This window comes from Paeniglutamicibacter sp. Y32M11, from assembly GCF_019285735.1.
In the GTDB taxonomy this organism is placed as follows: domain Bacteria; phylum Actinomycetota; class Actinomycetes; order Actinomycetales; family Micrococcaceae; genus Paeniglutamicibacter.
Window position 1 is genome coordinate 2888419 of sequence record NZ_CP079107.1, and the last position, 21629, is coordinate 2910047.

Annotated in this window: 18 protein-coding genes; 7 read left to right on the top strand and 11 right to left on the bottom strand. The window is 59.1% G+C overall.

The features are described 5' to 3' along the window. Positions 1–31: 31 nt before the first annotated feature. Positions 32–730, bottom strand: coding sequence for a demethylmenaquinone methyltransferase (locus KUF55_RS12775; protein WP_132358823.1), 699 nt, complete (start codon positions 728–730; stop codon positions 32–34). A 116-nt stretch (positions 731–846) separates the two neighbouring features. On the opposite strand from KUF55_RS12775, the gene KUF55_RS12780 reads away from it, so the two are divergent. From KUF55_RS12780 to KUF55_RS12795, 4 genes are all read left to right on the top strand, one after another. Then, positions 847–2184, top strand: a complete 1338-nt coding sequence (locus KUF55_RS12780; RefSeq protein ID WP_218816833.1) for an isochorismate synthase MenF — start codon at positions 847–849, stop codon at positions 2182–2184. 265 nt (positions 2185–2449) lie between these two features. After that, positions 2450–3244, top strand: a complete 795-nt coding sequence (locus tag KUF55_RS12785) for an ABC transporter substrate-binding protein (RefSeq protein WP_218816834.1) — start codon at positions 2450–2452, stop codon at positions 3242–3244. A 93-nt stretch (positions 3245–3337) separates the two neighbouring features. After that, positions 3338–4132, top strand: a complete 795-nt coding sequence (locus KUF55_RS12790; protein ID WP_218816835.1) for an amino acid ABC transporter permease — start codon at positions 3338–3340, stop codon at positions 4130–4132. 11 nt (positions 4133–4143) lie between these two features. Then, positions 4144–4935, top strand: a complete 792-nt coding sequence (locus tag KUF55_RS12795) for an amino acid ABC transporter ATP-binding protein (protein ID WP_168150137.1) — start codon at positions 4144–4146, stop codon at positions 4933–4935. A 227-nt stretch (positions 4936–5162) separates the two neighbouring features. Here KUF55_RS12795 and KUF55_RS12800 read toward each other — a convergent pair whose 3' ends face one another. The 3 genes from KUF55_RS12800 to KUF55_RS12810 form a co-directional block, all read right to left on the bottom strand. Continuing rightward, positions 5163–6122: a carbohydrate ABC transporter permease gene (locus tag KUF55_RS12800; RefSeq protein WP_255557024.1), complete on the bottom strand. Its 960-nt coding sequence runs from the start codon at positions 6120–6122 to the stop codon at positions 5163–5165. Next, a complete protein-coding gene (locus KUF55_RS12805; RefSeq protein ID WP_255557025.1) occupies positions 6119–6892 on the bottom strand; it encodes a carbohydrate ABC transporter permease in 774 nt (257 codons plus the stop codon). Before KUF55_RS12805 ends, KUF55_RS12800 begins: the two co-directional genes overlap by 4 nt. A 229-nt stretch (positions 6893–7121) precedes the next feature. Continuing rightward, positions 7122–8450 carry an extracellular solute-binding protein gene (locus KUF55_RS12810; protein ID WP_218816837.1) on the bottom strand — a complete coding sequence of 443 codons (1329 nt, stop codon included), beginning with the start codon at positions 8448–8450 and terminating at the stop codon, positions 7122–7124. A 303-nt stretch (positions 8451–8753) separates the two neighbouring features. Here KUF55_RS12810 and KUF55_RS12815 point away from each other — a divergent pair, with 303 nt between their 5' ends. Both KUF55_RS12815 and KUF55_RS12820 read left to right on the top strand, forming a co-directional pair. Next, a complete protein-coding gene (locus KUF55_RS12815) occupies positions 8754–9776 on the top strand; it encodes a LacI family DNA-binding transcriptional regulator (protein WP_218816838.1) in 1023 nt (340 codons plus the stop codon). Positions 9777–9943: 167 nt separating this feature from the next. Beyond that, the gene (locus KUF55_RS12820) at positions 9944–11707 is read left to right on the top strand and encodes a beta-galactosidase family protein (protein WP_218816839.1); all 1764 of its coding nucleotides are present in this window, start codon (positions 9944–9946) and stop codon (positions 11705–11707) included. Positions 11708–11775: 68 nt separating this feature from the next. Here the strand turns inward: KUF55_RS12820 and menD are convergent, their stop codons facing one another. From menD to KUF55_RS12845, 5 genes are all read right to left on the bottom strand, one after another. Beyond that, positions 11776–13473, bottom strand: coding sequence for a 2-succinyl-5-enolpyruvyl-6-hydroxy-3-cyclohexene-1-carboxylic-acid synthase (gene menD, locus KUF55_RS12825; RefSeq protein WP_218816840.1), 1698 nt, complete (start codon positions 13471–13473; stop codon positions 11776–11778). Positions 13474–13864: 391 nt separating this feature from the next. Next, positions 13865–15940 carry a PhoX family phosphatase gene (locus tag KUF55_RS12830; protein WP_218816841.1) on the bottom strand — a complete coding sequence of 692 codons (2076 nt, stop codon included), beginning with the start codon at positions 15938–15940 and terminating at the stop codon, positions 13865–13867. 165 nt (positions 15941–16105) lie between these two features. Next, positions 16106–17104 (bottom strand): o-succinylbenzoate synthase, encoded by a 999-nt coding sequence (locus KUF55_RS12835; RefSeq protein ID WP_218816842.1) that lies wholly within the window; start codon positions 17102–17104, stop codon positions 16106–16108. A 66-nt stretch (positions 17105–17170) separates the two neighbouring features. Beyond that, positions 17171–17851 (bottom strand): SRPBCC domain-containing protein, encoded by a 681-nt coding sequence (locus KUF55_RS12840; RefSeq protein WP_218816843.1) that lies wholly within the window; start codon positions 17849–17851, stop codon positions 17171–17173. Next, the gene (locus KUF55_RS12845) at positions 17848–18438 is read right to left on the bottom strand and encodes a helix-turn-helix domain-containing protein (protein WP_218816844.1); all 591 of its coding nucleotides are present in this window, start codon (positions 18436–18438) and stop codon (positions 17848–17850) included. The genes KUF55_RS12840 and KUF55_RS12845 overlap by 4 nt, the downstream gene beginning before the upstream one ends. Before the next feature lie 156 nt (positions 18439–18594). On the opposite strand from KUF55_RS12845, the gene KUF55_RS12850 reads away from it, so the two are divergent. Beyond that, positions 18595–19512, top strand: coding sequence for a phosphatase PAP2 family protein (locus tag KUF55_RS12850; RefSeq protein WP_218816845.1), 918 nt, complete (start codon positions 18595–18597; stop codon positions 19510–19512). Here the strand turns inward: KUF55_RS12850 and KUF55_RS12855 are convergent. Next, a complete protein-coding gene (locus KUF55_RS12855; protein WP_218816846.1) occupies positions 19485–20684 on the bottom strand; it encodes an MFS transporter in 1200 nt (399 codons plus the stop codon). The two genes, KUF55_RS12850 and KUF55_RS12855, sit on opposite strands and share 28 nt — an antisense overlap. Before the next feature lie 21 nt (positions 20685–20705). Beyond that, positions 20706–21605, bottom strand: a complete 900-nt coding sequence (locus KUF55_RS12860; RefSeq protein WP_218816847.1) for an MBL fold metallo-hydrolase — start codon at positions 21603–21605, stop codon at positions 20706–20708. Positions 21606–21629 lie beyond the last annotated feature (24 nt).

Below are 21629 nucleotides of genomic sequence, written 5' to 3' on the forward strand. Positions count from 1 at the left end.
GCGGTGCGGGCCTAAGCCCGCTTCCCCCAGCCTAGGCTAGGGGTTTGGTGGCGCGGTGCACCGCCACGATGCCACCGGTGAGGTTACGGTAGCGGCACGATTCCCAGCCAGCGGATTCGATCCATTCGGCCAAGCCGTCCTGTGCTGGCCAGGCGCGAATCGATTCGGCCAGATAGACGTATGCGGTGGGGTTGGAGGACAGTGTCCTGGCCACCGGCGGCAATGCCCGCATCAGGTATTCGGTGTAGACCGTGCGGAATGGTGCAAAGGTCGGATGGGAGAACTCGGCGATGACCAGCGTTCCGCCCGGCTTGACCACGCGCAGCATCTCGGACAGCGCCTTCTTCGGCTCGTTGACGTTGCGCAACCCGAAGCTGATGGTGGCGGCGTCAAAACTGTTATCCGCGAAGGGCAGGTTGGTGGCGTCGCCGGCAACAAAGTCGATGTCGGGACGTCGGCGCTTGCCGACCTTGAGCATGCCCTGGGAGAAATCGCAGGCGACCACGGAGATGCCGGCATCGGCGTAAGGCTCCGAGGAGGTGCCGGTTCCGGCGGCAAGATCTAGAACACGTTGCCCACGTTTGGCGCCCACAGCGTCAACAATGACCTTGCGCCATCGGCGGGTCTGGCCCAGCGACAGGACGTCATTCATCACGTCGTAACGCGCTGCAACATCATCAAACATGGCTTGGACTTCTTCGGGGCGCTTTTCCAGCGATGCACGGCTCACTATCTCATTGTCGCAAAGTTCGGGCACAAGGGGAAAACGTTGCGGCGCGCCTCCCCGGTGAGCAGCGCCACGCCCGCCTCCTACGGTGCCGCGCGCGGCGGTAAGCTTGATCAATCATGACTTCCCAACTTTCAGCCGCTGTGGGGCCAGACTCCACGGACACCATCCCGCATCTGCGTTCCCTGACCATTCGACGCCCGGCGATGAGCGAGCATGGATTGCTCGACTACATCACGCGTGACGATTCATTGGTCTGGGCTCGGCGCGGCGAAGGAACCGTCGGCTTTGGTGAGGTCGCCCGCTTTGAAGCGGCAGGTCCACAACGGTTTACGCTGGCTCGTGCATGGTGGGCGGCGGTCTCCGAATCCGCGCAGGTGGATAACCCGTTGGAGCACCCCGGCACCGGGCTGATTGCTTTCGGTGCCTTCGCGTTTTCCTACAGCAGTACCTACGCCTCGAAGCTGGTTGTCCCACGAATTGTGGTGGGCCGGAACGAAGAATGCAGCTGGATCACCTATACGGTTGCCGATGCCGAGGCCCCGCTGAGCATCGAGGCGGCCGAGTCCGAGCTGGCCCAGCTGCTGGAGGAGTACTCCCCCGAGCACGAACTGACCCATGGCACCGACCAACTCGTTGCCGGTCAGATTTCCGAGGCCGACTACATGGATTCGGTACGCAAGGGCGTCTCCGTGATTGAGTCCGGGGCCATCACCAAACTTGTTTTGGCGCGTGATGCCGTGGCAGAACTTGCTTCACCGATCGCGGTAGCCCAGGTGCTGCGCCAGCTGGCACTGCGCTACATCGATTGCTGGACTTACTCGGTGGACGGCTTGATTGGTGCCACCCCGGAGATGTTGGTGAGGGTGCGCGGCGATATTGCCGAGGCGCGTGTCTTGGCCGGGACCCTGGACCGGGCAACGGCTCCCCTCGGGGACGGCGACTACGCTCGGCGAATGCTGCTCGAAGATGAGAAGCAGCGCCATGAACATCGTCTGGCGATCGATTCGCTGACCGAACAATTGGGCCCGCTAGCCTCGGGCATGGATGCACCCGATGAGCCGTTTGTCCTGCAGCTGCCCAATGTCTGGCATCTGGCCTCGGATGTGCGCGCGACGCTCTCGGCGAATGCTGACGGCTCCGTTCCCGGAGTTTTGGACCTGGCGGAAATTTTCCATCCCACTGCCGCGGTGTGCGGTACTCCTACCAAGGAAGCGGGTCGGATCCTGCGCGACCTCGAGGGAATGGACCGCGGCCCATATGCCGGTCCGGTGGGCTGGATCGACACGCGCGGGAACGGTGAACTCGGCATTGCTTTGCGTGGTGGAGTCGTCGAGTCCCCCACCTCGGTGCGACTCTACGCGGGCTGTGGAATCGTTGCTGCTTCGGACCCCACCGAGGAACTCGCGGAGTCATGGGCCAAAATGCGCCCCATGCGCGAAGCCCTTGGTTTGTAAGGAAATCCTTCGATCCAAGTGCTCGACGGCGCGACGGCATTGTTCCATGAGAACGGCGCCCGAACATCATGAGGGGCGCACTTTCGCGCATTGTCCATGTGATGAGCGAGTCACTGTGGGGTTTCGAAAATGTAACAAAACCCTCTTGTTTACTCCTGTGAAATAAATGTAGCCTGTGAGACATATCTCGGGAGCTCGTGTTGACGGTTACAATAATCATCAACGCAAACCTTGCGAGCGATCACCTAGAGAAGGATCACACTCCATGCGGATTTCAACTTCAGTGCTTAAGACCTTGGCCGTGGGGGCCGTGGGCGCACTTGCACTCACCGGTTGCGGAAGCAGCGAAACACCGGCAGCATCATCGTCCTCGGACCCCAATGCTGTCACCGTTTTGAACGCCGGCAAGCTCACCGTTTGCTCCGACATTCCCTACGAACCGTTCGAGTTCGTCAAAGATGGCAAGAATGTCGGTTTTGATATGGACATCGCCGCCGAGATTGCCAAAGACTTGAGCCTCGAACTCAATGTGATCGACTCCAGCTTCGATTCCATCGAGTCCGGGCTTTTCCGCACTCAGTGCGACATCGCGATTTCATCGCTGTCGATCACCGACGCGCGCAAGGCCAACATGGATTTCTCCACGCCGTACATGGATGATGACCTCACCCTGATCGCCAAGGATGGTTCCGGTGTCACAGACATCGAGTCCGCCAAGGGCAAGAAGGTCGGCGTCCAGCAGGCCACCACGGGTGCCAAGTACGCGAAGGACAACGGGGTTGATGCCATCGGCTACGAAGATTCCGGCCTGCAGATTGCCTCGCTGAAGGCGGGCACGACCGTAGCAACTCTTGGCAACCAGTCGGTTCTGGCCTACGCCATCAAGGATGATCCGACGTTCAAGCGCGTGGCAGATTTCAAGACCGGTGAAAAGCTCGGAATTGCCGTGCCGAAGGGCGGAACCGTGATGCTGGAGAAGGTCAACACCACACTCAAGCGCCTGACCGATGACGGGTCGCTGGCCAAGTTCCAAGAGACGTGGTTCGGCGCCACCAACTAACGCCCTCGACGTTTAACGCAAGCTCTCAAGCGAGGCCCACGGCTCCTCACCGGGCCGTGGGCCTCGCTACCTTTCACGGAAGGCTTTAATCCCATGGCCATGACAACTCGTCAACGCGCCCGATTAAGCAAAATTGTTCAGATCATTATCTTCGTCGGCGTCATCGCGGCTGTATTGCTGAAGGTCGACTGGAAGATCCTCGGCAGTACCTTCTTCGCGTTCGACAAGCTCGGCCCCATCTTCCCCGAGCTGATTACCGTCGGGTTGAAGAACACCCTGTACTACACGGCTATTTCCTTTGCCTTCGGCCTCGTCTTGGGCCTGCTGCTGGCCTTGATGAAGATGGCCAGCTTCGCACCCTACCGTTGGTTCGCCACCGGATTCATCGAGTTCTTCCGCGGAATTCCCGCCATCTTGGTTCTCATCACGTTCGGTTACGGCATCCCGACGGCGTTCCCCGGAACCAACTGGCCACAGCCCGTGGTTGTGATGGTTTCACTGGGACTCGTTTCGGCCGCATACATCGCCGAGACCCTTCGAGCCGGTCTTCAGGCGGTGCCCAAGGGCCAGAGTGAAGCCGCCAGATCACTCGGCATGCCCGCGTGGCGCGCCATGGTCACCATCGTGATCCCCCAGGCATTCAAGATCGTTTTGCCTCCCATGACCAATGAAGTCATCTTGCTGACGAAGGACTCGTCACTGGCCTTCATCTTGGGTGCGAGCATGGCCCAGTACGAAATGACTAAGTTTGGCCGCGACGGCATCACATCTCTCGGCGCCGGCATCACGCCGTTGATTGTGGCGGGCGCGCTCTACTTGGTAATCACCGTTCCATTGAGCCTGATCGCTCGAAAGTTCGAATCCCGTTCCGCACGGACGAAGCGATAGGGAAAACGCTCATGACTCACATTTCAAACATCCCGGCGAATTTCAAGGCCTCAGGGGTCTCCATTACCGGGCTGCGCAAGTCCTACGGCTCCAACGAAGTCCTCAAGGGCATCGACCTGGAGGTCAAGCCGGGAGAAGTTGTCTGCCTGATTGGGCCCTCGGGTTCCGGAAAATCAACGTTGCTCCGCTGCGTCAACCTGCTCGAGAAGCCCAACGAGGGCAAGATCCACGTCGGCGGCTTCGAGACGACCGACCCCGATGTTGACCTCGACAAAATGCGCCAAAATGTCGGCATGGTCTTCCAGCAGTTCAACCTGTTCCCGCACCTAACGGTGACGCAGAATTGCACCGTGGCGCAGACCAAGGTGCTTAAGCGCCCTGCCGCGCAAGCCAAAGAGGTTGCACAAAAGAATTTGGACCGGGTGGGCTTGGGAGCCTTCGGCGATCGGTACCCCGACGAGCTCTCCGGCGGCCAGCAGCAGCGTGTGGCCATCGCCCGGGCGCTGTCGATGGATCCGACCCTGATGCTCTTTGACGAGCCGACGTCGGCTCTCGACCCGGAAACCGTCGGCGAAGTTCTGGCCATCATGCGCTCGCTGGCCAAGGCCGGAATGACCATGTTGGTGGTGACCCATGAGATGTCCTTCGCCAAGGAGGTCGCAGACCGGGTGATCTTCATGGATGGCGGCGTGGTGGTCGAAGAGGGCATTGCCCAGGACGTTATCGGCAATCCGCAGCAGCCGCGTACGAAGGATTTCCTCAAGCGTGTTCTCGATCCAACTCACGTAGAGATCGACACTTAGGCACCCTGTAGCGGATCTTTTGGGGCGTCTACCACCTATGCGGGCGGTAGGCGCCCCATTTTTGTCTTGACGCGCGCTACGGGCCGCTGAGGGGTCCGAACCAATCATCTGGGCTCCTTCTCCATGTGCATAAGGTGGCGATCTGCCCACGACAAAGGAGCGGCTGACTCAATCCCCGCTGAGGGGATTGAGTCAGCCGCTCCTTGATGTTTTTTCGGAACCACGAACTATTTGATGGCGCCTGCCGTCAGTCCAGCCTTCCAGAATCGCTGCAGGAATAAGAAGAGCAGCAAGAGTGGGATCACCGATACCAGGGCACCGATCACCACCAGCGACATGGGGACCTTGCCGTTGGAGGCAAACCAAGACACCAGTCCCACCGTCACCGGCTGCAACGAGGAATCGTTGATAACCATCGCGGGGAGCAGATAGTTGTTCCAAATTTCCACAAAGTTGAACAGGAAGATCGTCACAAGCGCCGGAGTCATCATGCGCATTCCGATGCGGAAGAAGATCCCGACTTCACTCACACCATCGATGCGGGCGGCCTCGATGACCTCATCTGGCACCGATTGCGCGGCGAAGACCCGCGAGAGGTAAACGCCGAACGGGCTGACGATGCTCGGCAGGATAACAGCCAACGGATTGTTGATCAGCCCGACCTCGGAGAACATCAGATACAGCGGCAGGGTAAAAAGGATTTTGGGGATCAAGACGGCAGCCAACACCACACCAAATACGACTTCTCGACCGCGGAAGCTGTATTTTGCCAAGGCATAACCGGCCATCGAAGCCAGCAGGGTTCCCACGATGGCACCGATGCCTGCATACAGCACGGAGTTCAGGATCCATCGCATGAAAATGCCATCACGAGACGTCAATAGCTCGGCAACGTTGTTCCCGAGGTGCATGCCGTTAAACCAGAAACCGGGGGCGGAGAATTGCTCACCCATCGGCTTCGAAGCCGCGACAAACAGCCACCAGATCGGCACCAGGAAGTAGATGGCAAAGCAACCCAGGACGATTGTGACAATCAATCGGCTGGCGAGGGACGTCTCGCGGTTGTTGAGCGACTTGCTCATTTTCTGTTTCCCGAAGTTCCTCCCGGAACCCGAGGCCGTCGTCGGGGCATCGGCAGCGTTTGCATCGTTTGCTGCGACTGCTAGGACGTCTGTTTGAGTGCTCATGAGTCGGAGCCTCGATTCGTGATCTTGAAGAAGGTGATGGACAAGATGCCCACCAAGACTGCCAAAATCACCGAGGTGGCAGCAGCGTAGGGATAGTTTTGCGCGGCAGTAGCTGCCTGGGCGGCCATGATCGGGGTAAATGCCGAGTCAATGGAACCACCGGAGACACTTTGCAGCACCTTGGGTTCGTTATAGAGCTGCGCGGTGCCGATGATGGAAAAGACGGTCGTAAGAATCAAGGCAGGACGCACCATGGGGATCTTGATGTTCCAGGCGATTTTCCAGGCCGAAGCCCCATCGATCTTTGCCGCCTCGAGGATTTCCCCGGGAATTGATTGGAGCGCCGAGTAAATGATGATCATGTTGTACCCGGTCCAGCCCCACGTGACGATGTTAGCCACCGACCATAGAACCATCTCCTCGCTGAGGAACGGAATGGCAACACCAAGGGGCTCCAGCAACGCGTTGATCGGGCTCGAACTTCCGGAATACAGGAACGACCACATCAGTGCCGCGATGACGCCGGGAACCGCGTAGGGCAGGAAACTTGTGAGCCGAAAGAATCCCTTGGCTCGGGCCGAATGTGAGTCGATTAAGAGCGCCAAGGCTGTGGCGAGGCCCAACATGACCGGCACTTGGACGACGCCAAAAAGCAGCACACGGCCCAGAGATTCGATGAAAACCGGATCGCTAAAAGCCTTGAGATAGTTCGTGAAAGGGTCAAAAACCATCGTCGGAGCGCTCAAACCCAGACCGTCGCGCTTCAACACGAAAAGGCTACGGTAAATGGCAAAACCTAGCGGAGCTAGATACATTGCTACGAAAAACACCGCAAAAGGTGCCACGAGCATTGCTGCTGTGCGTGCGGGACGACCCTTGGTTCTTGGTTTGCGGAGTGGGGGTCTGATTTGAGAAACCACGCTCATGGTGCTGCCTTCCGGTGTTTACTGCAAACGTTGAAACCCGTGGCGGCTCGAACGAGACGCCACGGGAATCGGATTAGTCAGTGACGTTGATGCCCTGGCTAGTCATGTTTTCCACTGTTGCCGTGTTCGCTTCGGTGAGCGCATCGGCCATCTTGCCGTTGCCTGCCCAAGACTTATTCAGTCCATCGTCAAGCTTTGTTGTCGTCAACGGCATGTTCGGCCCCCAAGTCCATTCGGGGTTCACCTTGAGAGCTTCTTCCTTGAAGACATCAAAGATCTTCTGATTCGAGAAGTACGCGTCTTCCTTGGTGAGCTGCGGCAGCTCCAGCAAGGCCTTGGCAGCTGGGTACAGGGCACCCTTTTCGATGAGGTTTCCGTAACTGTCAGCGTCGGTGGACAAGAAGTTTGCAAATTTCCACGCAGCCTCCGGAGTTTCACACCCCTTCAGAACAGCGGTGGCCGAGCCACCGACATTACCCACCGATGGGTTCGCGGCATCCCACTGAGGCATGGGGGCCACTGCCCATTTACCCTTGCCATCTGCCGCGTCGCCCTTAATTACGCCTGCCTGCCACACGGCACCAACCAAGGTGGCAATTGAACCGTCGCCCAAGCCCTTGAACCATGCCGGATCGTACATCGGCGCGGAGGCGACGGTGTCCGCATCAACCAGTGACTGCCAGTAATCGGCAACCTTCTTGTTTTCATCAGAATCGACGGAGACCTTCCAACTGTCACCCTCGATGTTGAACCACGGGGCGCCAGCTTGCCAGGACAAGCCCGCATAATCGTAGTTTGCGTAGGGCGAGCTGATCTTGATCTTCGAGTCTGCTGCCTGCAACTTCTCGGCAGCTGCCTTGTATTCAACCCATGTGGTCGGGACCTCAACATCGTACTTTTTGAAGAGTTCCTTGTTGTAGAACAAGGCCATGGGGCCGGTGTCCACCGGAGCGCCGTAGACGGCATCGCCGACCTTGACGCTGTTCCATGCGAAGTCAACATATTCGTTCTGGTTAGCGTTTGCGAACTGTGAAACGTCTTCAAGGGCTCCCTGCGCCGCAAAGCTGGTAAGCGTCTCGTATCCAACCTGCCCCAGACACGCAGCGTTGCCTGCCTGAACAGCATTAAGCATCTTTTCATATCCGCCACGTGAACCTGGCTGGATTTCTTCGAACTTGACGACGATGTCCGACTGCGAGGCGTTGAAGGCCTTCACGCTGTCCGAGTAACCCGGGGCCCATCCCCAGAAGGTCAGTTCGGCTGGGGAAGCTGCCGAACTGCTCGCTGCTGCGGGAGACGACGATTGAGCAGGGCTTCCACTGCCGCCGCCGCATGCGGTCAGGGCGAGAGCTGCCGCGAGGGTGCCAGCAGTGGCAATCCCCCAACGCTTGAAGCTATTCATATTTCCTCCACTGCTACCACCGGCTTCATAGTTGACCGGTACGGATAATCAAAGGCTTGTCTTCGAGGTTGACCCCGACACTTGGCTCGCCCGCGTTCTCCCAAAAGTGACCTCGTGTGAGCCGCGCAACATCAAGCGTAGAATCCAGAATGCCACAGCTTGTTATCGATAACAAGAGCAGTGAATGTTTTCTCGAATTTCATAATTCCATGGCCAGCATTCGCCTACATCACCTAGAGTCATTGTTATGTAACACCCCTAGTCACCACTTCGCGGTGACAAACACCATCGGATTCGAGGGACATGAAGGAACAGAAACCACACCGCGCGCCTTCCATGCGCGACGTGGCACATCTTGCAGGCGTATCGGCACAGACCGTTTCTCGCGCCCTGAGTGACCATCCGAATGTGCAGCCGGAGACTCGCCAAGCAGTTAAGGACGCAGCGAAGAGCTTGGGCTACCGCCGCAACGCGACGGCTCGGGCCTTGGTGACGGGCAAGAGCAATATGATCGGCGTGATCACACTCTCTACCAGTTCATACTCTCGAATGACACTGATTGTAGGCATCGAACGGGAAGCCGCCGCGCGCGGATACTCGGTCACCTTCGTCTCCATAACCAATCTTTCAGCACGCTCCCTAGAGGATGGGCTCGGTCGACTGGTGGCGCAGGGAGTGGATGGAATTATCACCGCTATCCCTCTGCAGGATTCCTCCACGGAGGTAGAGAATCTACTGAGTGAAGTACCCTCGGTAGCCATTGACACCCCACTTCCCGCGGGCGAACAAGTCGTCGGGTTCGATCAGGGGCATGCAGCCCGACTCGCCGTTGAACATCTCATCGAGTGTGGCCATACCAATATCTGGCATGTCGCCGGACCCAAGGACTGGATTGAGTCGGAAGCCAGGATTGACGGCTGGAGGCGCGCACTCGAGGGGCATCAGCTACCCGTTCCACCAGAGATCTACGGTGATTGGAGCGCCGAGTCGGGCTATCGTGCGGGGCTGATCCTTGGACGCATGCCCGATGCCACCGCCGTGTTCGTCGCCAGTGATGAGATGGCATTCGGCCTAATAAAAGCGGTCAAGGAGCTCGGACGGTCCGTTCCGGAGGACATCTCCGTTGTTAGTATCGATGACATCGAACTCGCCGCCTATTGCGCACCCCCACTCACCACCGTCCGTCAGCCACTCGAGGAAATGGGCCGACATGCGGTACGGCACCTCGACGCGCGCTTAGGCGACGAAGAGGCTCTGGAACCACAGGCAAAATCCACCTTCATCGTGCCGGAGCTCATCGTTCGCTCGAGCACAGCGGCACGCTAATCCGAAGTTATCGTTCGAGGTCATTGCATTTATCGTTGTTATCGATAACAATCGAAAGACATGCAAGTGAGGTAGAAGCACCCTTGCTTCCGTCTTTCGATGGTATTCAAGGCCCTGCATTTTGACTGTTGGGGACAAGCTTCGATCCAGAACCGAGGAACCAGAACGTGATCATTAGCGGAGCCCTGCACTATTTTCGGACCCACCCCGAGCAGTGGCGCACCCGTCTGCATTGGCTGAGGCTGATGGGCTTAGACGCAGTGGAAACATACGTGGCCTGGAACGTCCACGAGCCACGTGAAGGCGAATTTAATTTCAGCGGCGGTGCCGACCTAGAGCGGTTCGTCGGCTTGGCAAGGGAGGAAGGCCTCAAGGTCATCCTCCGGCCTGGCCCCTATATTTGTGCCGAATGGGACAACGGTGGACTGCCCTCTTGGTTGACGTCTCAACCAGGTATCCACGTGCGCACTCGCGATCAACGCTATGTTGCGGCTGTTGAATCATTCTTCAATGAACTTTTGCCCAGAGTCGTTCCGCTATTGGAAACCCACGGTGGGCCCATTTCGATGGTTCAAGTAGAAAACGAATATGGCTCGTTCGGCTCCGATCAGGTTTATCTCGAGCAGGTCCGAAAGTCCCTAGTTGAACGTGGCGTCGACGTTGAGCTATTCACCTCCGATGGACCCGAGGACCATATGCTGACCGGCGGAATGATCCCTGGCGTCAACGCCACGGCAAATTTCGGTTCCGCGGCAACCATGGCTTTTGAGGATTTCAGGCGACACCGTTCCGATGATCCCTTATTCTGCATGGAATTCTGGAACGGTTGGTTTGATCACTGGGGTGAAGAACACCATGCCCGAGACGTCAAGGACGCGGCAAACGCGTTAGATGAAATGCTGGACATGGGTGCCTCGGTCAACTTCTATATGGCACACGGTGGAACCAACTTTGGCACCGGAGCTGGCGCAAACTATGACCCACCGCAAGCACGCAGCGGCGGCAGTTACCAGCCGACCGTCACGTCCTATGATTACGATGCACCGCTAGATGAACGCGGTGCACCCACCCCCAAGTTCCACGCGTACCGCGACGTTATTTCCAAGTACCGGGCCCTTCCGGAATTAGAGGAATTCACCGAGCCGCTGCTGCCCGACACTGAGCTAGTTTCCAACAGTGAACCAGTAGGGTTGCCGGCCTATTTCGACGTCATTGCCGCAGGAAACCACACCACCGTCGAGTCAGGGCATCCGTTAAGTTTCGAAGAACTTGGGCTTTCTCATGGACTGGTCCGGTATGGGGCCACCATCCCCGGCCCCCGTCGTTCCTACCCACTGTCAATCGACGGATTGGCCGACCGGGCACATCTGCTCATCGAGGGCAAGAGCGTTCACATCTTCGAACGAAACGACCAAGAAGCTTACGATTTGGCTGTCCCGCCCGAGGGGCTGGGCATCGAACTGATCGTTGAATCCATGGGACGAGTGAATTACGGTCGCCTGGTTGGTGAGCGCAAAGGAATTCTTGGAGCGGTACTGCACGAACGTCAAGAGATCCATGGTTGGCAAATGACTGCCCTGGCCTTGCCGGAGCCCCCCAGCCCGGAGCTACTGGCCAGGGCCGCAACTGCGGAACCCTGCGCTGGTGGCCAAGGCGCATTCCACTCCATGAGCTTCGAGGCTTCGGTGGCAGCCGATGGATATCTCGACCTCACCGGGTGGGGCAAAGGATATGTCTGGGTTAATGAATTTTGCCTCGGCCGGTTCTGGGACATCGGACCGCAGCTCTCGCTCTTTCTTCCGGCGCCCGTCGTTAGATCTGGAACGAACCACGTGCTGATCTTGGAACTGGACGGTGTACACGGCGGCAATCCACACATCCGTTCGGTTCCAAACCTTGGTACCGGAACGGCTGCGCTAGCACCGCAATAGCCGCCGCACGCAGCAAGACAAATTTTCGCTGGCCCGGAGGAGTGAAAACCCGTCCGGGCCGGCGGTTTCTAGTCCTCTTCGGGCCAGGTGAGCGCGTTGATCTGTTCGCTGATCTGCGCATGCATGGAGCGCAATCCATCGCGCGAAACGGGAACCTCGATGATGCGCCGGGTACCGCGTTCCTGCAAAATTGCGCGCAGTTCCTCCACTGTTCGAGCGACACAATAATCCCAACCATAGGCAACCGCGAGGGGCTGGATATGGACCTGATGTGGGGTGGCAAACAGTCGCTCGACAGTATTTGCGTAGCGACCGGAAGCTTCAATGGCACCATGCTCCAGCGTCGAGAAGATCGCGCCACCACCATCGTTAAGGACCACCACGTCCATCTCGGGTTCGGGCTCCCCCGCACCCAACAACAATCCGCCCACATCATGCAGAAAAGTCACATCGCCGAGAACCACCGTGGTCTTTTGTCTCGCGCTCGCCTGAGCGATGCCCGTCGCGGTGGCCACGGTTCCATCAATGCCAGCCAGTCCCCTATTGGCAAACACCCGCGCGGTGGGCAACGCCGCGGGTGCTGCGCAGAGATCCGCATCCCGAATGATGTTTGAGGAACCGACCACGAGGTTGCCGCTCGTTGCAGCCCAGATTTCGCGGGCCAGCACCGGACCGTTCAGGGTTCCGCTGCCGTTGATCGAGGCCGCAACGATCTCAGCTGCCTGCGTCCCCAGCTGTTGCCAGGCCGCCAGCCAACCGGCTGGGGGACGCCCGGCGAAGGTCACCAAGGAGGCCGCATCAGCTATCAGTTCCTCGCGCCGGCGGCCCGCGTCAAACCACGGAGCCGGGGCCGGATGCCAGAGCGCGGTCTTAATCGTCGGATCAGCCAGTAGCTTAGCCACCGGTCGGGTCAGTGTCGGCCTCCCGAAGAGCACAACTTTCTGGATGCGGGCACCGTGGGATGCCAATAGCGTGCGGTACGGACCGATGGCGTGGGAACCAAACCGTGCGTTCGAGCTGGGCTCGGCAAATAGCGGAAGACCAAGCGCCTGAGCAAAGTCAGCAGCGTCGGCGTCGGCCCCATGCCCGGCCACCACAACGGTCCGTTGTGTCTGGCTCGCGCCACTAGTCTCCCAATTCACCGTTGAGCCAACCGGACGTGGCTGGGGCGGAGACACGATGTTTGCCCCGAAGTGGGGAAGAGACTCGTGATCCCCTGGAATCAGTGGATCACGGAAAGCCACGTTGAGCTGAACCGGGCCCGCCGACACAGTTCCCGTCCCACGGGCCGCGGCCAGTGCCCGCCCGATACTTGCGACGGGGTCTTGCCCAGCGGGAATGTTTTCGGCATTACGGACGTGATGACCAAAAAGGTTGATCTGATTTGTGGTTTGGTTTGCTCCGGTCCCGTGCAGTTCCTCCGGCCGGTCAGCGGACAGAACCACCAGCGGAACACCCGAGTGGTTAGCCTCCATCACGGCGGGCAGCAGCTCCCCCACCGCCGTTCCGGATGTTGTCACCATGGCCACGGGCAACCTGCTGGCCTCGGAGAGACCAAGCGCGGTGAAGCCTGCCACCCGCTCATCAATGCGAACGTGCAGCCGGATGCTACCGGTGGCTTCGGCCTCGGCCAGCGCGTAGGCCAATGGTGCGCTGCGTGATCCCGGGCAGATCACCACATCGCGGACCCCGTGGGTCTGCAGTGCGGTAAGCAAGAGGCGGGCAACTTCCATGGACGAAAGTTCGGGAACGGAATTCGAGGGCATGAGTACCATCCTAATTCCGTCTCCGACCAGAACCGTTTTCCGTCTACTCGGAGATGGTTATGTAGCGGTTGACAACGTTTATGTCGAAGGTGCCCCGCGTTTCCGGGTCATCGTCTAGCAAAAATTCTTCCATGTAGTTCGTCAATCGCCCGGACTGTGGGTTGAACATCAGCATGGTTCGGTATGTTCCACCCTCATCTGGCGTTTCCACACCAAATGCGACCGCTCTCCTGTCCCATCGATCGGTGGTGGTCGCGATGACCTTCAGGAACCCCTGAGTTCCTGACAGCGAAAGACAAGGACGTTTCGAGGCATACAGAAGGGGCCCCGGCGGCAACGATGTGAAAACCGTTGCTGCCGAAGGCCCCTGCTCGCGTGGTGCTGGTGCGGGCTACTTCTTAGGATCGTGTCCCTTGGCCTTGGTGAAGACCTGGATGACTGAGGGACGAGGACCGTAGACATCGCCACGCTTGGCCTTGGACGGGTTCATGACGTAGTCGGGGAAGAACGAGGTCGGTTCCTGGAAGGTGCCGCCCTCGCCGGGGTGCTGCACCGAAACGAAGACCGAACCGTCACGATCATGAATCAGCGGACCACAGGTTTCTGCGCCGGCCGGAACCGCCAGGAACTGTTCTACCTTGCCGCGCTCGGAACCGGTGAGCGTGACCTTATGCAGGGCATCGCAGTAGCCGATCGTGCCGGGCTGGCCATCGGTGGAGATCCACAGGTTGCCCTTGGAGTCGAAGGCGAGGTTATCTGGGCAAGAAATCGGCGAGACCTTGTCCTTCGGGAAGCCGGAGAAGTAGGTGCTAGCATCCTTCGTCGGGTCCCCGGCGACCAACAGAATGTTCCAGTTGAAGCTGGTGGCAGTCGCGTTGTTATTCAGCTCGGTGAGTTCAATGACGTGGCCATCGCGGTTCTTGGTCCGCGGGTTGGCTTCGTCGACGGTGGCCTTACCGGTGGTGTTGCGCTGAGTGTTGTTGGTCAGCGCAATGTAGAGCTTTCCGGTAACGGGGCTGGGCTCAACGTCCTCGGGACGGTCCATCTTGGTGGCACCGACCTTGTCGCCGGCTAGACGGGTGTATACGAGAACTTCTTCCAGGCTCATGCCCGGGACCATGGATTCGCCATTGAGGGTCAGCGGAATCCAGTTGCCGGTTCCGTCGAAGGAACCATCGGCTGGAACGGTAGCCGCCCCATCAATTTCGGCAACCGGCGAGTTACCGGCGAACTTAGCCACGTATAGGTCACCGGCGGAGAGCAGGCTCATGTTGTGCTTGCGGTCCCCGCGGCGGTACTTATCCTTCGAGACGAACTTGTACACGTAGTCGAAGCGCTCGTCGTCGCCCGAGTAGGCCACGACGCGTCCATCATCGGCGATCCGAACGTTGGCGCCTTCGTGTTTAAAGCGTCCCAGTGCGGTGTGCTTGACGGGGGTGGAGTTGGGGTTCTGCGGGTCAATTTCCACGATCCAACCAAAGCGGTTGATTTCATTTTCGTAGCCGGGGTTACGGGCGGAGAAACGCGGATCAACGTCTTCCCAGCGGCGTTCGGTACCAGCATCGGCGATGCCATAACGTGCATCCGAGGCTGAACCCTGGCCGCGGAAGTACTGGTTGAAGTTCTCTTCGCCGGAGAGCACGGTGCCCCACGGGGTGGTGCCACCGGCACAGTTATTCAACGTTCCCAGAACTGTGCGACCGGTAGGGTCGGCAACCGTCTTGAGCAGTTCGGAGCCCGCGGCCGGTCCATCCACGGCGAAGGGGGTGGTGGCGGTGATGCGGCGGTTGCGTTCGGCGCCACGGACGTACTCCCAAGGGGTGCCGCTCTTGACCCGCTTGACCTCAACAATGGAGAAGCCATGAGCCTCCATCGCGATCTTCGCGGCCTCGGTCTTATTGGCCTCGAACCATACGGAGTCAAACATCAAATCTTCGTTGGTGTACTCGTGGTTGGCCACCAAGAGACCGGAGCGTCCCGAGTACTTGTCCACGATGATGTTCAGGTAGTCATTGTTGTAGCCGAACTGACCGGCCTGACGCTTGGCGCTCTGCTTGGTGATATCGAAAGCAGCGGTGTTGTTGAAGAGCGGATCGCCCCAGCGGATGATCGGTGCCCAGTCGTAACCCTCGGGCACTGTCACAGCATCAACGGTGCGCGGTACCGGTGCGATGGCCTTGAAGGCGAGCTTCCCGCCACCCTGTGGTGCAACGATGGTGTCGGCGGTGGCACTCGAAGCTCCGATGCTTTGGCCCCCAACGACCAAGGCTGCAGAGGCTGCGGCACCGAGGCCGAGAATGGAGCGACGGCTCAAAGCGCCATCAGCGATGTCGCGGAAATAGCCATTGGAGCTGGTGTTGCAAACATCCTTGGCACAGGCGTCTCCACACTTGAAATGGCAAGTTGCCGCGTCGCGGTTGCCGCGGGTGTGTCCAAGCATGGGAAGGAAAGTACGTATCGGGCTCATGGTTTTCTCCGTACAAAACTAGCGAATGATTCGGTGGATGACCTCGGTCATTAGCCTTTCAGCGCACGGTGATCAAACGACCGCCGTCAGGTAAACGAACGGTGGACGAAAGGTGTTAAGTCGCTCAAAATCACCGGATCGTGACGGAGGTCTCGCCATCTTCGACTACTGTTCTGTGCCGAGTAATTCCCTATAACATTCGACGAGTCTCGCCAGCCACCAGGCTTTGCGTTCGGAGCTCACCGCATGGTCGCGCAGTAGCTCGGGGTCAGCGACGATTTGACGCAATTGCAGGGCTCCGTTGACCGCGACAAACCTGTCGGTGGTGATGTCGGAGGTAAATAGCGATCCGGTGGCCAGCCCACAGGCGTAGGGCAGCTCGGGCAATGCGGCGGCCAGAGCTGCACCCTGGCGCAGCCCGATAGAGGTATCTAAGGCCGAGGAGACCACGGCAGGTAGACCGGCATCGGCAACGATCTGCAGGGCCCGACGCACACCACCCAATGGTTGAGCCTTGATGATAATCAGGTCAGCAGCTCCGGCCCGGGCCACAGCCAACGGGTCAGATTCTTTACGCACCGATTCGTCGGCAGCGATCAGCACGCCCAGCCCGCGTCGGGCCACCTCTTCGCGAACTCGGGCCAAGCCCTCGATACTGTCCACCGGCTGCTCGGCATATTGCAGCCCGAACCCGGCCAGCGCTTCCAAGGCAGCCATGGCCTCTTGGTGATTCCATCCGGCATTGGCATCGATGCGGATTGCAGCATCGGGCAGCAGCCTGCGAACTTCTGCCACGCGGGCCACATCTTGGGCGAGGTCCTGACCTTTTTCCGCGACCTTCACCTTGACGGTATGAGTTGCGTCGTAGGCGGCCAGAACACTCTCCACCTGGTCTTGACCCACGGCGGGCAGTGTTGCGTTGACTGGGACTTCATCGCGCACGGGATGGGGATAGCCGTCCCAGGCCGCTTCGATGGCTGCCCGCAGCCACGAGGACGCTTCGCTGCTTCCATACTCCAAGAAGGGCGAGAACTCTCCCCAGCCAGCCGGCCCCTGGAACAACAGCGCCTCACGATGGCGGACTCCACGGAATTGCACGCGCATGGGCAATGACACCACGTGAGAGGCGTTAACGAGTTCTTCAAGATCGGGCAGCTCAGTCATGGTTTCCAGCCTACCGGCGCAGGTGCAGATGCTGCCGATACTGCCGGCGCAACCATCCGCGGCAAGCTAGTAGGCAGCATTGATGGCCAGTTGCCAGGCTGCGGTGTTGGCCTCGGCGTCGGCTCCATCAGCAAAATCGTGAATGGTCAGCCCGACGACTCCACCAAAGGCATTGCGTCCAAAAATCCGCACCATCGTATTCTCGGTGCGCAGTCCCACGAAGTTCTGATTGCGAAAATCGACGGTGACAGGTGCCGCGTCGCGACCGGGTAGAGCGAGCACCAATTCGGTGCCGAGAGGTGAATCCTTGATGCCGAGGGCATCGAGGAATTTCTGTAATGCTCCTGCGGCCTTGGAGGCTTCGGGACCCTGAACATCACTGAATGTCACGTCTTTGCCGTCGAAGTGAGTCAGGTATTCACCCAGTGTGTGCAGGTAGAAGGCGGTGTGCTTGGAGGCGCCGTCGTATTGGTTGTCCCAGTCATCGACGAAAATCCCGGAGTGCACATAACGGACGGCTGTACCGTTTTCTCCGGGTGTTAGCACGTGCTCTAGTTGGTTGAACCAGCCGTCCGGTCCGTCCATTCGCGTGACCAGATGGGTGGGGTACTCCTCGAGGGTCCTGACCGATGGCCATTGATCGGTGGGGAACATCCACGCTGCGGTGCCTGTTGTCACCGCTTCCCAAATTCGCTCCGGGGTGCTGTCAATGGAGAGTTCCTCGACAATTTCGAATTCTTTGCTCATGGTGTGTGCTCCTTCAGGGTGGGGTGGAGGGAAACGACCAGACGGTGTGCGCGGCCGGTGGCCTGGGTGGTGTTCTGATATTTTGCGGCAAGGGTGGCGACGGAAGCACCGAGCTCCCGAGCAAATTCCGCCCGGTCCCTTGCGGTGGCGAAATCTATCTCGGCGTCGATGGCAAAGGTGCCAAAGTCCTTTCCCGCCTGGCGTGCGCCCAGCAGCAGGGTTCCAACCTCGCGGATCGTTCTGGCTGCCAGGGCGAGCAGCCAACTGGCCGAGGCTTCGTTTCGCATTGCGTGGGCAGACGGGCTCAGCACATCGATACTCTGCGGGGAAATCACGTAGGCCGTGGCCGTGGCCTGCATGATTCTTTCGGTCATGATCCCTTTGGCCCGCAGCTCGACCACCTCTACCAAGCCCACCTCCAGCATCTGGTTCAGATGATAGGTGATTTTCTGGCGAGGAATCTCCAAGCGGGCAGCAAGCATGCTGGCCGAGGCGGGGTCCCCGAGTTCAACCAGCAGTCGTTGGCGCATGGGGTCTAGCGCCGCGGACGCAGCTCTGGGATTTGTCAGTACTTCGAGGTCGAACATGAGTCCAGAATTCCACTGACAAATTAAATTGTCAAGAGTGCTGAGAATCGGGGAACTGCTCTGTTGGCTGCGGAAGACGGAGGCGAAAAACACCAATCGTTCGGGTGGGATAAGCGCCACGTTTCATGCCGTTGGAGCCGCAAATATGACACCCTGATGGCAATGAGATCATCCATTTCACCTCCCCCAGTGGCCTCCGCAGGCCGCGCGTTGTTCCTGTGGTGTGGCGCATTAGTGCTCGTTGCGGCTGCCTTTGGGGTGACCTTTGAGTTTTTTGTCCGCACCAAACTCGGGCAATGGATCGATGAAGCAGCATTGCTCGGCGGGCAAGCTTTCCTCGCCGCGGACAAGCCTCGCGCTTCGGCGCTTGCCTTCCTAGACCATATGCCAGCCGTATCGGCATTGCTCGCGGGAGGCTTCGTCCTCATCGCGCTCATCCGGCGCCGGGATTTCTTGCGCCCGGGTGTGGCCATCATGATGATGCTTGGCGCCACCGGATCCACACAGCTGCTCAAGCACGTGTTATTGGAGCGCCCGGATTTGAACATCTCGGCGGCTTCCGTAAATTCCTTCCCCTCGGGGCACACCACCTTTGCCGCCGCCTCGATGGCAGCGATCTTCATCGTTAGCCCCCTTGCCCACAGATCCTGGGTGGCGTTGCTGGGCTGGATTTATGCGGCAATCGCTGGAGCGTCGACCTTGGTCTTGGGTTGGCATCGTCCCAGTGACGTGATTGCTGCCTACCTCGTGGTGGCTTGGTGGTGCATGGTCGCGGGCCTGTTCCTACATCGTCTCCATGGAAAACCGGAGGCACCGCGAGACGCCGAACGGATCATTCCATCGGCAGCAGGTCGCCTGCTGTTGTTTGCGGGCGTGGCTGGCGCCATCGTGGTCTTGTTGTTCTTGTGTGCCGCACTATCGATGCCGCACCCCGCCATCGGGACGCTTGGATCCGTCCAGCTGCTATTTTTCCTTGTCGTGGGTCTTGCCTTGATTCTGGGTTCAGCCATGCTGGTGGGCATGTTGGTGCATGGGATATTTATTCGTTACGGCGCGCCCATTCGTTTCCGGTAGGTCCGAGGAATGAAGTAGGCAAAGATTCCGGCACCCGTCAGCGACACGGCACCCACTGCCACGGCTCCTGTGCCCAAGGTAGCAACTGCGACAAATGCCGCAAGCACCACCGGCCCTGCCATGGCACCGGTGTCGGACATCAGCCGCCACAGCCCCAAGAACTTGGCTCGTCCCGAAATCGGCGAATAGTCTGCCCCAAGCGTCATGACAATTCCGGAACCAATGCCATTGCCGAATCCCAACAACATCGCCACGGCCATCATCGTCGGTACGCTGTGTGTCAGCGGCAGTAAGAACAGTGCCACGGCCATCACTGCCATGCACGGCACTGCAACCCAGACGCGACCGCGCTTATCCATGACCTTGCCCGCGGGATAGAAGATGAGCATATCGATGGCACCAGAGACACCGTAGATCAGGGAAATGGTGGCAGCATCTAAGCCGATATTTTCTCCCCACAACGGCAGCACCACCTGGCGAGTGGCCCGCACCGCGGAGATGCACACAACACCCAGGCCAATTCCCAACAAGATCCGCCATTGATCCTTGGCGATCGAGACCATCGAACCACCGGATCGTGTTTGCCCGACCTCCACCGCGGCCCGCGACTCCAGGTCCGGAATTCGCAGGCAGACCACCGCGGCGATCGCCATGGCTGCCATGGCCACCCAAAATGCCCCGGCGATACCCAACCATTTCATGGCCAGGGTGGCGGCAAAGGGTCCGATGAAGACACCAATGCGCATCACTCCGCCCAATGTCGACATCGCCCGCGCCCGAAATTCTAGGGGCACTGCCTCGGCCAAATAGGATTGTCGAGCTAAGTTGAAGACGGCCCCGGCCATGCCAATCATGGTGACGCCAACGGAAAACACCGCCAAGCTCGAGGGCAGAATGCCCAGCCCCATGCCCAACGCAGCCCACCCGGAGGCAACCACCATCGACAGTCGCTCACCGATCTTCGTCGTGAGCATCGCGGCTGGAACATTGGAAATCAAGGAACCAACGCCAACCAGAGTCACAATCAGTGCCGCGGTGGCCAAGTCGGCGCCGCGTTCTAGGGCCGACAGAGCGATGATCGGCGTTACGGCGCCCAGCCCCAGTCCGTAGAGGAGCGATGGCGAATACACCCTCACAGCAATCCGACGCAGGCTGAAGGGTTGTTCGCTCATGCCTTCATCCTACGCAACAGGTTAGGGCCGAATTTCAACTAACCTTTGCAGGAAGATCGCCGACTGTTCAGGACCGTACGGAAGAATCTGCAGCTGATAAGCGGTGGGGTCAAAACGTCCGGCCGGCCGTGATGCGATGATCTCCTGGCCTTCCCGAATGGCAGCAATCATTTCCCGGTGCTGCAAACCCACAAATTCCTTGTCGACCACGTGCCCGTGCCCCGGTACCACCACCGTGTCAGGGGAGCATTCGGCTTCTAAGGCGCCCAGTAGCCTGGACCAGGCAAAGGGATCGGCGTCCTCGAAGTTGGGCGGGCCACCTTGCTCCACCAGATCACCGGTGAACAGGACATTACCGCTACGCACCAACAAATCCCCGCCGGTGTGCCCTTGACCCCGCCCAAAAATTTCCAAGGCCACAGAGCCGAGGTCCAAGGTAACACCGGATTCGTCAACGATGTTTTTGGGAACCAAAATGCGCGAGTATTCCCCCTTACCCATCGCCATGTCTGGTTCTAGGAAGCGGACCAGCTGTCGTTCCGCCTCACCCCTTTCCCGCAGATGCTCGGCCGCCTCGGTGCTGATGTAGAAATCCTGAACCCCATGGGCGGCGAAGTAGCTGTTGCCAAAGGCGTGATCACCATGAGCATGGGTATTGATTACCACTAACGGCAGATCGGTGATCTTGCGGATGGCCTGATAAAGCCCGCCCGCTTCCCGCGGGCCCGAGCCGGTGTCGATCACCGCGGCCCGTTCCCGACCCACCACTAAACCAGAATTCATGTCGAAGCCATGGTTGTGTAAGCGCCAGCACGATGCGGAGATTTGTTCCACCTCGGGCATTAGGTGTTGCGGCATGAGAGGTCCCCATCTTTCTTGTGCCGAGTGAAGCGGTGTCACGGCTTTAGACACATTCTGCATGAGAACTCGCTTAAGCAAAAACCA

What these genes read in the sequence shown, in the direction of transcription:
- KUF55_RS12780 (WP_218816833.1), top strand. Translation starts at nt 847, where the DNA reads ATGACTTCCCAACTTTCAGCCGCTGTGGGGCCAGACTCCACGGACACC.
- KUF55_RS12785 (WP_218816834.1), top strand. Translation starts at nt 2,450, where the DNA reads ATGCGGATTTCAACTTCAGTGCTTAAGACCTTGGCCGTGGGGGCCGTG.
- KUF55_RS12790 (WP_218816835.1), top strand. Translation starts at nt 3,338, where the DNA reads ATGGCCATGACAACTCGTCAACGCGCCCGATTAAGCAAAATTGTTCAG.
- KUF55_RS12795 (WP_168150137.1), top strand. Translation starts at nt 4,144, where the DNA reads ATGACTCACATTTCAAACATCCCGGCGAATTTCAAGGCCTCAGGGGTC.
- KUF55_RS12800 (WP_255557024.1), bottom strand. Translation starts at nt 6,122, where the DNA reads ATGAGCACTCAAACAGACGTCCTAGCAGTCGCAGCAAACGATGCAAAC.
- KUF55_RS12810 (WP_218816837.1), bottom strand. Translation starts at nt 8,450, where the DNA reads ATGAATAGCTTCAAGCGTTGGGGGATTGCCACTGCTGGCACCCTCGCG.
- KUF55_RS12815 (WP_218816838.1), top strand. Translation starts at nt 8,754, where the DNA reads ATGAAGGAACAGAAACCACACCGCGCGCCTTCCATGCGCGACGTGGCA.
- menD (WP_218816840.1), bottom strand. Translation starts at nt 13,473, where the DNA reads ATGCCCTCGAATTCCGTTCCCGAACTTTCGTCCATGGAAGTTGCCCGC.
- KUF55_RS12830 (WP_218816841.1), bottom strand. Translation starts at nt 15,940, where the DNA reads ATGAGCCCGATACGTACTTTCCTTCCCATGCTTGGACACACCCGCGGC.
- KUF55_RS12835 (WP_218816842.1), bottom strand. Translation starts at nt 17,104, where the DNA reads ATGACTGAGCTGCCCGATCTTGAAGAACTCGTTAACGCCTCTCACGTG.
- KUF55_RS12840 (WP_218816843.1), bottom strand. Translation starts at nt 17,851, where the DNA reads ATGAGCAAAGAATTCGAAATTGTCGAGGAACTCTCCATTGACAGCACC.
- KUF55_RS12845 (WP_218816844.1), bottom strand. Translation starts at nt 18,438, where the DNA reads ATGTTCGACCTCGAAGTACTGACAAATCCCAGAGCTGCGTCCGCGGCG.
- KUF55_RS12850 (WP_218816845.1), top strand. Translation starts at nt 18,595, where the DNA reads ATGGCAATGAGATCATCCATTTCACCTCCCCCAGTGGCCTCCGCAGGC.
- KUF55_RS12855 (WP_218816846.1), bottom strand. Translation starts at nt 20,684, where the DNA reads ATGAGCGAACAACCCTTCAGCCTGCGTCGGATTGCTGTGAGGGTGTAT.
- KUF55_RS12860 (WP_218816847.1), bottom strand. Translation starts at nt 21,605, where the DNA reads ATGCAGAATGTGTCTAAAGCCGTGACACCGCTTCACTCGGCACAAGAA.